Raw genomic sequence first — 11,642 nt, forward strand, 5'->3', positions numbered from 1 at the left:
ATTTAAATATAGCGGCTTTTATTTAGAGTTGATAGCAGTGTTTAGCGTTTTTATAGCTTAATTGCTGCCAAAGTGCTTGGTTACTACATAAGTTAAAGTGTGCCTGCCATAAGTCGTTATATTGGGTATTGATTTGGCAAACGGGGAAGTTACTCGCAAACATTATTCTTTGCTCGCCAAAGTGTTGCAAAATAATATTAAAGCACTGTGCTTGCTGCCCGCTATTGAGCTTAAGTAACTCAAATCCCGAAAACTTAATTGCAATGTTATGGTACTTGGCGAGTAATTTAATGCCTTGCTGCCACGCTGGCATATTGTGGGGTAAACCTGCGTGATTAAGTATAATTTGTAACTGTGGAAACTGTTTGGCGTATTGAGCAATTTGCTTAACTATAATATGGTTTTCAAGCTCAAACTGGGCTTCAAAATGTAATTTTAACTGCTGTAACGTTTCAAAGTTATTGTAGCAATTACTGCTGAGCAAACGTTTGGCGTCATCACCTTGGGTAATATCTCTAATGCCCGCTAAGCTTGGATGGGAAAGGTTACTGAGCGCATGGCTAAATAGCTGATTGCTTTGATCAATCTGGGAAAAACTAACGGCTTTGTAAGTAATACCAGCCAAGTGCTTGGTGAGCCAGTTAAGCTCGTTTATAGGTGCGCTGTTATCAAACCCCGCTTCAATATGCACTAAGCCTGCAAGTTTAAAGTCGCAATCTTGCATTAATTGCGCAGCACTGATCGGCTGCTTTATTTTGTCTAAGTTAGGCCATGGCGGCGGGTTAGCGCCTTGTAACCAAGTATATTGCCCCTCAAGTAGATTAAAAAAATGCACATGGGGGTCAATAATAGCACTACTCATTGCGCTGTATAACCACCGTCAATACTTTGCAAGCTACCGGTGATAAAGCTTGCATCATCGCTGACTAAAAAATTCACTAAAGCGGCTACTTCATCAGCTTGGCCTAAACGGTTAAGTGGCTGCAATGCCGCCTCTTCGGCTACTGTTTGTGCTTTATTGGCACCACTGTTTTTACAGTAAGCGTCTATGGCGTTATGAAATAACGGTGTTTCTATAGTGCCAGGGCACACGGCATTAGCCCTAATATTAAAACTCGCGTAATCAAGCGCGGTGGTTTTTGCCATAGAAGCAAGGGCGTGTTTAGTCAGGTTATAAGCAAATGAATTTTTTTTACCTATAATTGCCTGATCTGAGGCTATAAGCACAATAGCGCCGTTGTTTTGGGTTTTCATTATTGGTAATACACTTTGCACTGCCGCATACGCGCCTTTTACATTAAGCGCAAATAGTGCATCGAGAGTTTGCTCATCGGTACTTTCTATGTTGGCGCTTAAATGTTTTCCTGCATTAGAAACAAGTACATCAATGCGCTGCGTTTGCTCAACTATGGCATTAATACAACGACGTACAACAGTGACATCGCTTACATCACAATGATGAAACTCACCAAAGTTACTTGGTGTTATATCAAGGTTATGTACTTCATAGCCGCTTGCTAGTAAGCGCTGTACTACCGCTAAACCAATACCTTTGGTGCCGCCGGTAACAATAGCCACTTTTGACATACTTGCTCCTTTATTTGTTATTACTTTTTAATTAGTGAGAGTGACCACATCCGCCTGCTGCATGCACATGGCCATGCGATACTTCTTCGCTGGTGGCTTCACGTACCGACACTACTTCAACATCAAAAGTCAGTGTTTTACCTGCAAATGGATGATTTAAATCACAATCGGCATTAAAGCGGCCTACTTTAATAATAGTTACCTGATGACGACCTTGATCCGAGCTTACCATTGCGGTCATGCCTGGTTTCCATACTTTAACTTTGCTTTGTGTTTGTAAATGCTTTAACGGAATGCGTTGTACTAAGTTATCAACACGTTCGCCGTATGACTCGCTTGGCGCTAATGTAACGCTAAACTTTTCGCCAGCGGCTTTGCCTTCCAGCGCATTTTCTAAACCAGGAAGCATGCCTTCGCTGCCATGAATATAAGTAAGAGGCGCTTCGTTAGTGCTGGTTTCTATTTGCTCACCGGCTTCGCTAAGGGTGTAATGAAATTCAACGGCTGAATTTTTACTAATTTGCATGCTTATCTCTTTAAATTTTGACTGTATTAGTTAGAGCGTAATTTTACGCGAAATATGTTTTTTTAGAAACTTAACGTGGCTGATTTAATGTTTTTTGTAGATCTAACAATAAATCTTTTTTAATTGTTGTTACTTGAGGCTTTTCGGCTTGAGGAATAAATAACACTAATTGAATACCTGGTTTGAGCATACTCGACGCCGACAGTTTATTCCATTTAGCTAGGTCACTATGCGGCACATTGTAAAGCTGACTAATGCTCCACAAGGTATCGCCTGGTTGCACTTCATAGTCTATTTCGAGTGTTGCAATTACCACTTCTTGATGCTCAAGGTAGGGGCTAATTTTATAATCAATAGTCAATGATTCCGGAAGTGTTTTGGGCTGGCCAACAAGTAATTTTTCACCAATGCCAATTAAGTTGTTTTGTTTATTATTAAGTTGCTTTAAGGTACTTAAAGGCATGCCAAAGCGCCTAGCAATACTGTAAAGCGTATCGTTTTGTTTAACTATGTACTCTCCAGCAAAGTTAGTTTTAAAAAACGAACTGTTTAATAGTGCCTGTTGCTCAATTGGCAGTAATAACGTATGCGGACCATTGGGTGAACTTTGATTTTTTAAATACCCTTGATTAAGTGCATGTAGCTGCTTAGAGCCTACTCCAGAGAGCTTGGCAATGATTGAAAAATCAAATTGTTGGCCTACATTCATATGGGTGGTCAATGCTTTGTAAGCGAGCTTTGGGCGTTTAAAACCTTGTTGCGGGTGTTTAACTAAGTAGCTTAGTGCCAGTAACTTGGGTACATAATCGGCGGTTTCTTGAGGTAATTTTAGCGACCAGTAATCAGTGCTTTTACCGTGCTTTTTATTTTGTTTAATCGCGCGTTTAACTCGCCCTTCACCGCTATTATAAGCGGCGAGAGCGTGCAGCCAATTGCCATCAAAGCGTTTATATAAGTAACTTAAATACGCCAGTGCTGCGTCGGTGGCGGCAAGTACATCTTGGCGGCCGTCATACCATTGATCAGACTTAACCCCAAAATGATGTGCAGTTGCTCCTACCAGTTGCCATACGCCAACAGCTTGCTGCGATGAGTGTGCAGTGGGTCTAAATCCGCTCTCTACAAAAGGCAGCAGTGCTAACTCTATTGGTAGTTGCTGTTGTTCTACCTTTTTTACAATATGGTATAAATACGGAGCGGCTCGTTTGCTCATAACTTGCAGGTAATCGGGTTGCTGCAAATACCAATTAATACGCTTTTTCAGCGCTTTATTTTGCTCAATAGGAAAATGCAGATTATTAGCGATATGCTGCCATAAGTCAGTTGTTTTGGCCGGTGGCGTTATTATCTTATTTTTTGTATTTTTAGGCGGCGTTATGCGTAAGTTAGTTTTTGTGCTTTGCGGTGTTTTTAATTCACTAGGGGCGCTGTAACTTGGCTTAAAGTGAGTAAATATTTGCGGTGCTTCTATAGGCTCTGGCTTGGTGGTTTCACAGCCAAATAAAAAAACACCTAAACAAGCTAAAACCAAACTGCGCATAACATTCACTTCTATTAAAATCCTTTTACTATTTTAACACAGTCCGTTGTGTTGAGTTATTTTGCGTTTATCGCGCGAATTAATCCTGCTTGTAAAAATAAATTACTCGACTTGGCATTAAGCGACTCTTGCATGTAGGGTTTAATCGCGACATCAGGAAATGACAGCATTAACTGCTCTATTGTTTGCCCACTATTATTAGCTACATGCTCTGTAATGGCGGTTAAAAATGCGTGCGACTGCTGCAGTTGCGACTTATTAGTTAGTTCACCATGACCAGGAATTATAGTTTTTAGCACTGAGTCATTAATATATTGTTGTAGCAGTGCGCGCCAGCTGCTTAGCTCGCCGTGGCCAGGGTAGGGAAGCCAGTCAACAATATCTCCACCAATCAAAGTGCTGCCACTGTTAGTTGTAATGGTTAAATCGCCATTGGTATGTGCTTGGTGGGCGTTTAAAGTAATCTCAAAATTGCCTAAGTCTAGTGTTTTATTGGTGTTTATGCTTATTTCAGGTGCATTGAGTTGATATTTTTGCCAGCGGAATAGGCGCTGTTTAGCGCGTTCTAACTTTGTGCGCCACTGGGCTTGCTCATTTTCGGGGAGTGTTGCTAAGCGTTGGTAGCTAAGCTCAATGCTTTTTTCGAATCCCTCTAGCTTATCGTTAAATGCTTGCTGATAAAGGGCAAAGTCAGTTTTTACTTGCTGATGGGTAATTAATTGCGCATCGGGGTAAAAGTGCTGCATTACAGCCATCCCCAGCAAATGATCGTCATGAAAATGAGTGGCCACTAAGTAACACAAAGGTGTTGTTACGTGCTTTTTTAAATCGCTAGCAAGTTGTTCTACTGCAGCAAAGTTGCCGCTGGTATCTACTAACAGTGCGCATTTACTACCTTCAATTAATACTTGGTTTGAGTCGTAAAAACGTAGTTTATGCTGTTGTTTTAAAAATTGAATATTGGGACTTATTTTCTCCCACGTAACATCGGCGTTAGCATTGGCTGCAAAATAAAAAGAGTTAAGCAGTAGTAGGTACTTACTTAATTTAAATAAACGCAGGGCTGACTTCATATAACGCTCTCTATTATGGTTTAAAAGCTGCGTAATAAATAAAAGCGCTCTAGGCGCTTTTATTTATTATGTTTAGAGTCATTTGATAAGTGCTGACTCAACTTATCAATGAGTTGATCTTGGTGTTGCAGATCAACGGCTTTTATAGTCTTTGCTTCTAGCAATTCGTGGCTTAAATTTAAGGCTGCCATAAGTAGGGCATTTTGCTCATTTTTAACAGTAGAGCGTTGTTTCATTTGCTCAACTAAATCATTGAGATTTTTAGCTGCCGCTTTAAGTGCCTCTTCTTGCCCAGGTGGACAAGCAAATTGCTGCTCTTTACCAAGCAATTCAACAGTGACTCGCTGGTTTTGCAGCTCAGACATTAGCTAGCCTGTTGTGCGCTTTGTAACTTATCAAGCAGGCCAGATAAAGTAGTGCTGGCATCTTTTTGCTTTTCTTCGTTTTCAAGGGCTTCTAATTGCAAAAGCTCGTTGTCGTCAGCGAGTTTACTATTTTGTTCTTTTAAATTAGAAACATCAGCTTGTAATTGATTATTACGCTGAATTAATTGGTCGATCAGTTGTTCGAGTTGTTGAAGAGTGTTGTTATTCATAAAGGCGCTCATATAACTGTAATTAAGGTAATGCAAATGTAAAGCAAAGTTTGTTTATTTACCAGCATTTACGCTGGTTTTAGCTGATTTTTATTCTCTGTTAAGGGATAATTCAGTGTATTGGCTTTTTCATTCAGAAATGGTTCATTTTAATGGCCGCTTATCAGGGGATAGGTTGTCAAAGTACAGTGCTTATGGTTCACTGTTTTTATTAAATAGCGTATGGCGAAAATAAATAATGCTTAGTTACAGACACTCATTTCATGCCGGAAACCCTGCCGATGTACTTAAACATTTAGTGTTAGCACAAGTGTTAGGTTACCAAACTTTAAAAGATAAGCCACTGGATTATATAGACACTCATTCGGGTGCGGGCTTTTTCGAATTAGCAGCGGCCGATGCACAAAAAACACAAGAGTATCAAGACGGCATTGAAAAACTGTGGCAACACACTAGTAAACACTCAGCTTTAAACGACTATATTGCACTGATCAAATCGTTTAACCAAACAGCCAAGTTAGAGTTTTATCCGGGTTCGCCAAAAATTGCGGAACACTTTTTACGCCGCCAAGATAAAGGCTGGTTTTTTGAGCTGCACCCACGTGATTTGTTATTACTAGAGGAGAACATGCAAGGGAAGCGTTCGATTCGAGTACGTGGCGAAAATGGTTTTGCTGGTTTGGTTGGCTTATTACCCCCTGCATCGCGCAGAGCCTGCGTGTTAATAGACCCACCTTATGAAGTCAAAGACGATTACGACACTGTTATTACTACGTTGATGCAAGCGTATCAGCGCTTTGCTACAGGCACATACATGATTTGGTATCCTGTTGTTGACCGTAGCCGCATTGACAACATGGAGCAAGACCTAATTGACTCTGGCATGCGTAATATTCAATTATTTGAGCTAGCTACCAAAGCCGATACCGACGTGCATGGCATGACTGCCTCGGGGATGATAGTAATTAATCCACCGTGGAAATTAAAACAGGTTATGGACGAGGTGTTGCCAGAGCTGGTGAGTATATTGAGTGAATCAAGTGGTTTTTATCGCAGCGAGCAGTTAGTCGCAGAGTAACCCACATAGCAAAATGCCCAGTTAAACTGGGCATTTTAATTATTACTGCAGTTATTTTAGTTAAAGTAAACGGCTTTAAAGGTAGCTAGTGGCTCACCTTTTTCATCTTTTAAGCTCAACGATTCGCCATTAACTTGCCACTGCGCAGCTTTACTTAGCATGCTAGACATTGCAGCTTCTTGATCCATGTTTTCATGACACATTTTTTGCGTTGCCGCTATGTGATCAAAAGTCACCGTTTGCTCATTAACTTCATAACCACCGTTAAAGTTATTGCAGCCTAAAAACCCATGCACTTTGCCATCATTACTAAATTGAATGAAAGGTTCTTTTGTTGTAACCGTAACATTATCGCCAGCTAAAGTGATTGCTTTCCAATATGTATTTGCTAAATCAACATCTGGTTTTTGATCTACTTTTGTAACCACAATTTTGTACGGGCTGGTTTGTGCATCTGCTGCGAATGGGTTGTTGTTGCTTGTGCTGGTGTAGAGTAGCTCACCATTATTTTCAATACGTGCACTAACGCTGTAGCTAAGTGCTTTATTAATTTTGTTAGTGTCGTAGGCAAGCTCTACTGTATAAGGAGGACCACCATTTAAATCAATAACCTGCTGGCTAATAACGGTTGCTTTAATATCCATTTTAGATACATCGGCAAGTGTTACTGTTAGCTGTGAATTAGGCGCCAACATGCTGCGATCAAGGTAACTAACTTCAGTTGTTAGCGTTGCTGTTGACTCTGCCTGTGTTGCCTGTGCAGTGTTCTTTGCATCATCACATCCAGATAATACCAATGCGCCACTGGCTAAGAAGCTGATCCCTGCTACCGATTTTAAAATTGAACTTGGCTTACGTTTAAACATCGTTGTTCCTTTAATACTAAATTAGATGATTTTAAATGAAGATAGTGCTTAGTTACTTAATTAAGGCTTAATTGAGGAGTAAAAGTTTGGCTTAGTGATTGTTACAACGCGTAAAAAAGGGCGCTTATGCGCCCTAAATAAATGTTTTTACTTTTTAACAAACTTGGTCAGAATTACAATACGTTGACCATCAACACGCCCTTCAATATGTTCAGGGTTACTGGTTAAGCCAATATTACGTACTGCAGTACCGCGTTTAGCGGTTAGGCTGCTGCCTTTTACATCTAAATCTTTAATTAGCGTTACGGTATCACCGGCTTTAAGTACTACGCCATTGCTATCAAGATGCTTTAGGTCGTCATCTTCAGCAAGTACTTGTTGAGCCCATGCTAATGTATCTTCTTCTAAGTAAATCATGTCTAGGGCGTCTTGTGCCCAGCCATTGTCGGCAGCTAAGCGGCTCAACATACGATAAGCAACTACTTGAACTGCAGGAGTTTGGCTCCACATGCTGTCGTTTAAACAATGCCAATGGGTAGGGGTTAGCTCAGCGGTGTCTTCAATTTGATCTTTACATACTTGGCAAGTGTAAATGCATTTATCTGAGTGGGCTTCTTTAACTGGCGGAACTTCGTACACAGATAAAGTATCTGTTGCTGCACATAATTCACATTGGTTATTACTACGTTCTACTAAGGCTTGTTCAATGCTCATATAGGAGGCTCTTATGCTGTTTTTACAAAAATATTATGTGGTTATTATACCTCCATCTGGGCTCTTTGTGTACATTTGCACTAAGGATTAGCGCATATCCATATAAAAAGTATGGTTATATCTTGTTTGTAACTGCAAATTACAATAATTAAATACAGCAAACTCGGTTTAGCATTGAGCAAGACGCAGCGTTTAAGTTTGCGTATGATAAGCGCATGATGGTTTATTTTTTTGATATGTTATGCGCTTACTTCTCCCTATAGTTAGTATTTTAATTGCTTTAGCTTTATTGCTTCCCGGTGTTACCCAGCCTGTATTATCCCTAGAGGGGAAAATAGATAAGTCTAAATTAGCGCAAACAGGCATTGAGATGATTGCCGATGAAGGCGACCGCAACACTCGAAACATGCTGATGATGGCATCAAGCATGTTTGGGTTAGATAAGCTTGAAGGTGAGATAAGTGCTTATCAAAAAACACGCAGCATTTGGGGAACGGTTAACGAACTGGCTCATAGTGAACTACCCATCGACGCCACTCCGTGTCGATCAATGGGCTTCTACAGCCTTGACTTAGAGACTAGGCTGCTTCTTTTTTCTCAGTTCCAACAGCAAACTTCGATAGCTCGAAGACTTTCGTTTTAATGGCTGATTTCTGCTGAGATGTGGGGGTAACCCTTGCGACGATCCCAGCCGCAATCAAATCTAATTCACCTGTTTTTGCTATGCTTTTAGCCGCTGACAAGTCTCGGCTTTGGTTAGTTTCACAAGCCGTACATGTGAAATATCTGTCGTTCAATGTCAAAACATGATGTTGGCCGCATCCAGAACAAACCCCAGTGGATTTTTCAAACCTGCCAATCTCGTGATAGAGTTTACCTTCAAGCTCAGTTTTGTATTTTGAAAGCTGAGTAATTAAGCCCATCACATTGTCGGCAACCATGCTGCCATTGAACTTTTGCATCCCTTTTACGTTTAAATCTTCGAACACTAAAATGTCATTTTCATTGGTTATCTGGCGTGAAATTTTGTGTGCAAAGTCGAGCCTTTGCCGTGAGATTTTGCCGTGTAATTTGTTGATGCGTTGTTTGGTTTTTTGCCAGCGATTTGAACCTTTAGTTCGGCGTGCAAGCTGGCGTTGCAATTGATTTAACTTTGTTTTTGACTGCTTTAAAAACTTGGGGTTATCGACCACAAAACCATCTGAGCCAACAACAGTTTGCTTTGAGTTAATGTCAAAACCTGTGATTGTTTTTAAAACTTGTTTAGCTGTTTTGCACTCAACTTCCTGAGTGATGCTGCATCCCCATTTTCCGTGGTGATACTGGATAGTTACAGTCTTGATTTTACTTGCTAGTTTGCGATGCAAGATAATGGGTATCTTGCCTACCTTTGGGATACTGATAGCGCCATTTTCAATGCGGATACAGTGCGAGTTATTGACCGCTCGAAAACTATCGTTGTGACGTTTTTTCTTTTTATATGAGATCTTGTGCTTTGGAAAGCGTTGCAAGCGACCTTTAGTAAAAGCATTCTTGAGCGCTAATTCCAGGTCGCGGGCAACTTGTTGAGCTGCCGCAGAATCGAATGCTTTGATCCAGTTAAACTCTTCGAACGTCTTGATATCTTTAAGTAGTGAGGCCATGTCTTTGTAAAACAAAAACGTTTTATCGTGCTCGTATCGACGCATGTTCTCAGACAACAATAAGTTCCAAATGCCACGCGCTGTCGCGCCAAACTCAACGAGTTTAGCTTCTTGCTCTGGCGTAGGATTTAGCCTGTAGTTGTATCTAAGCGTCTTTTTCATATACTGTATAGACTACTGTATGGAAATGAGTTGTCAAGATGGAATATGACACTAAATCTCACTGTAAATATTTAATAGCGCTACATTTAATACTTGTGGTTAAATATAGAAAACAATTGTTAAAAGGTGATGTAGGTGATTTTGTAAAACAAAAAATCACTGAAATTGCAGAGCGCTCAGAATTTAATATCGAAGAGATCGAGGTGGACAAAGATCATATACACATATTGCTAACGATCTCTCCCAATATCAGTGTTGCGAGTTACGTTAGGAGAATTAAACAATCTACAACGCAAAGTCTATGGTCGAGATTTAAATGGTTTAAAAAGCAATTCTGGGTTAAAAAAACATTTTGGTCTGACGGATATTTTGTTTGCTCTGTTGGAAATGCGGCTGCTGATACAATTCGAAAATACATTCAAGAGCAGGGCTAACTATTCCGATTCATCCCATCGACGCCGCTTCGCGTCGATCAATGGGTTTTCTCGGAAAATTTCGATAAAAATTATTTAGTGGCGGTGTTGGTGACTTTTTTCTCAATTGTAATACCGACTATTAAGTTACTAATGCAATTAGTATTTTTCTTATTGCCAGCGAGTAAGTTTAAGCAAAAACTGGGAGTAACTATTTGCGCTTTAAGTAAGTGGAGCATGGTAGATGTGTTTGTTATTGCACTTATTGTTACTTATCTTGCAGGCAATGCCGAGGGTGAAGCTGGTGGGCTAATTAAAATGCACGCCGAACTAGGGAATGGCTTTTGATATTTTACCGGTTATTGCTTATTTGCCATTGCCGCGAGTAGCTTTATTAAAACCGATGCAAAAAATATTTAAAGGTTTGTATTAACTATTCAATTATCATAAACTTCGCTAGAACCTAGAACCTAGAACCTAGAACCTAGAACCTAGAACCTAGAACCTAGAACCTAGAACCTAGAACCTAGAACCTAGAACCTAGAACCTAGAACCTAGAACCTAGAACCTAGAACCTAGAACCTAGAACCTAGAACCTAGAACCTAGAACCTAGAACCTAGAACCTAGAACCTAGAACCTAGAACCTAGAACCTAGAACCTAGAACCTAGAACCTAGAACCTAGAACCTAGAACCTAGAACCTAGAACCTAGAACCTAGAACCTAGAACCTAGAACCTAGAACCTAGAACCTAGAACCTAGAACCTAGAACCTAGAACCTAGAACCTAGAACCTAGAACCTAGAACCTAGAACCTAGAACCTAGAACCTAGAACCTAGAACCTAGAACCTAGAACCTAGAACCTAGAACCTAGAACCTAGAACCTAGAACCTAGAACCTAGAACCTAGAACCTAGAACCTAGAACCTAGAACCTAGAACCTAGAACCTAGAACCTAGAACCTAGAACCTAGAACCTAGAACCTAGAACCTAGAACCTAGAACCTCAATAAGGCAACTTTTTGCAACGCATTTACTCTAGTTTACTGATCATCGCTATGTTACTCACGCTTGTGGGTCAGGCTGTTGCGTCTGTTGCTATGCTATGTGAAATGCCGCATCTGAGCCAAACACAGCATGCTGCAACTAATGTTGCAACTGAAAAAGTACATCAGCAAATGTCAGTCAGTATGATGAATATGGACTGTTGCGATGATGCAGCAACCGAGCAAGAATGTAATTGCCCAATTAATGCTTGTTCAGCGTACTCAATGTTGAGTGTTGATGGTTTATTTAGCACCCCACTGATTATTTCTGAAAAAATACAGCTCTATTCCTCACAAAACCAACACCATTTAGTCAGCTCGCTATACCGCCCCCCTATGTCTGCTTAATTGCAGGATAGGTGTACCTAAAATTAGGTCAAGTCGTTTAATTCACCTTTTCTG

General features: G+C 40.4%; 13 protein-coding genes and 2 pseudogenes. 5 read left to right on the forward strand and 10 right to left on the reverse strand.

Features of this window, described 5'->3' with window-relative positions:
* Positions 1 to 22: 22 nt before the first annotated feature.
* From PNIG_RS01530 to PNIG_RS01560, 7 genes are all read right to left on the reverse strand, one after another.
* Positions 23 to 862: an amidohydrolase family protein gene (locus tag PNIG_RS01530; protein WP_089367628.1), complete on the reverse strand. Its 840-nt coding sequence runs from the start codon at positions 860 to 862 to the stop codon at positions 23 to 25.
* Positions 859 to 1,587 carry an SDR family NAD(P)-dependent oxidoreductase gene (locus PNIG_RS01535; protein ID WP_089367629.1) on the reverse strand — a complete coding sequence of 243 codons (729 nt, stop codon included), beginning with the start codon at positions 1,585 to 1,587 and terminating at the stop codon, positions 859 to 861. The genes PNIG_RS01530 and PNIG_RS01535 overlap by 4 nt, the downstream gene beginning before the upstream one ends.
* Before the next feature lie 31 nt (positions 1,588 to 1,618).
* The gene (locus PNIG_RS01540; protein ID WP_011327005.1) at positions 1,619 to 2,113 is read right to left on the reverse strand and encodes an FKBP-type peptidyl-prolyl cis-trans isomerase; all 495 of its coding nucleotides are present in this window, start codon (positions 2,111 to 2,113) and stop codon (positions 1,619 to 1,621) included.
* A 70-nt stretch (positions 2,114 to 2,183) separates the two neighbouring features.
* Complete coding sequence (locus PNIG_RS01545) at positions 2,184 to 3,653, reverse strand: transglycosylase SLT domain-containing protein (RefSeq protein WP_011327006.1); 1,470 nt, start codon at positions 3,651 to 3,653, stop codon at positions 2,184 to 2,186.
* Between the two features lie 56 nt (positions 3,654 to 3,709).
* Positions 3,710 to 4,726 carry an MBL fold metallo-hydrolase gene (locus tag PNIG_RS01550; protein ID WP_089367630.1) on the reverse strand — a complete coding sequence of 339 codons (1,017 nt, stop codon included), beginning with the start codon at positions 4,724 to 4,726 and terminating at the stop codon, positions 3,710 to 3,712.
* Between the two features lie 59 nt (positions 4,727 to 4,785).
* Positions 4,786 to 5,091 carry a cell division protein ZapA gene (locus PNIG_RS01555; RefSeq protein ID WP_011327008.1) on the reverse strand — a complete coding sequence of 102 codons (306 nt, stop codon included), beginning with the start codon at positions 5,089 to 5,091 and terminating at the stop codon, positions 4,786 to 4,788.
* Entirely contained in the window at positions 5,091 to 5,321 is a 231-nt protein-coding gene (locus PNIG_RS01560; protein WP_011327009.1) for a cell division protein ZapB, read from the reverse strand. Before PNIG_RS01560 ends, PNIG_RS01555 begins: the two co-directional genes overlap by 1 nt.
* Positions 5,322 to 5,559: 238 nt before the next feature.
* Between PNIG_RS01560 and PNIG_RS01565 the strand changes: the two genes are divergently transcribed.
* Positions 5,560 to 6,399, forward strand: a complete 840-nt coding sequence (locus PNIG_RS01565; RefSeq protein ID WP_089367631.1) for a 23S rRNA (adenine(2030)-N(6))-methyltransferase RlmJ — start codon at positions 5,560 to 5,562, stop codon at positions 6,397 to 6,399.
* A 56-nt stretch (positions 6,400 to 6,455) separates the two neighbouring features.
* Here PNIG_RS01565 and PNIG_RS01570 read toward each other — a convergent pair whose 3' ends face one another.
* Both PNIG_RS01570 and PNIG_RS01575 read right to left on the reverse strand, forming a co-directional pair.
* Entirely contained in the window at positions 6,456 to 7,265 is an 810-nt protein-coding gene (locus PNIG_RS01570) for an META domain-containing protein (RefSeq protein ID WP_089367632.1), read from the reverse strand.
* 147 nt (positions 7,266 to 7,412) lie between these two features.
* Positions 7,413 to 7,979, reverse strand: a complete 567-nt coding sequence (locus PNIG_RS01575) for a PhnA domain-containing protein (RefSeq protein WP_011327013.1) — start codon at positions 7,977 to 7,979, stop codon at positions 7,413 to 7,415.
* Between the two features lie 241 nt (positions 7,980 to 8,220).
* Here PNIG_RS01575 and PNIG_RS01580 point away from each other — a divergent pair.
* Positions 8,221 to 8,494 (forward strand): annotated as a pseudogene (locus PNIG_RS01580) (paraquat-inducible protein A); the annotation flags it as partial.
* A 63-nt stretch (positions 8,495 to 8,557) separates the two neighbouring features.
* Here the strand turns inward: PNIG_RS01580 and PNIG_RS01585 are convergent.
* On the reverse strand, positions 8,558 to 9,784 hold the full coding sequence (locus PNIG_RS01585) for an RNA-guided endonuclease InsQ/TnpB family protein (RefSeq protein ID WP_089367633.1): 1,227 nt from the start codon (positions 9,782 to 9,784) through the stop codon (positions 8,558 to 8,560).
* A gap of 38 nt (positions 9,785 to 9,822) precedes the next feature.
* On the opposite strand from PNIG_RS01585, the gene tnpA reads away from it, so the two are divergent.
* The 3 genes and pseudogenes from tnpA to PNIG_RS01600 all read left to right on the forward strand — a co-directional run bounded on the left by tnpA (position 9,823) and on the right by PNIG_RS01600 (position 11,588).
* Positions 9,823 to 10,218, forward strand: coding sequence for an IS200/IS605 family transposase (gene tnpA, locus PNIG_RS01590; protein WP_089367634.1), 396 nt, complete (start codon positions 9,823 to 9,825; stop codon positions 10,216 to 10,218).
* A gap of 63 nt (positions 10,219 to 10,281) precedes the next feature.
* Positions 10,282 to 10,617 (forward strand): annotated as a pseudogene (locus PNIG_RS01595) (paraquat-inducible protein A); the annotation flags it as partial.
* 599 nt (positions 10,618 to 11,216) lie between these two features.
* Positions 11,217 to 11,588, forward strand: a complete 372-nt coding sequence (locus PNIG_RS01600) for a hypothetical protein (protein ID WP_089367635.1) — start codon at positions 11,217 to 11,219, stop codon at positions 11,586 to 11,588.
* Positions 11,589 to 11,642: the final 54 nt, after the last annotated feature.

Source organism: Pseudoalteromonas nigrifaciens, assembly GCF_002221505.1.
Classification (GTDB): Bacteria; Pseudomonadota; Gammaproteobacteria; order Enterobacterales; family Alteromonadaceae; genus Pseudoalteromonas; species Pseudoalteromonas nigrifaciens.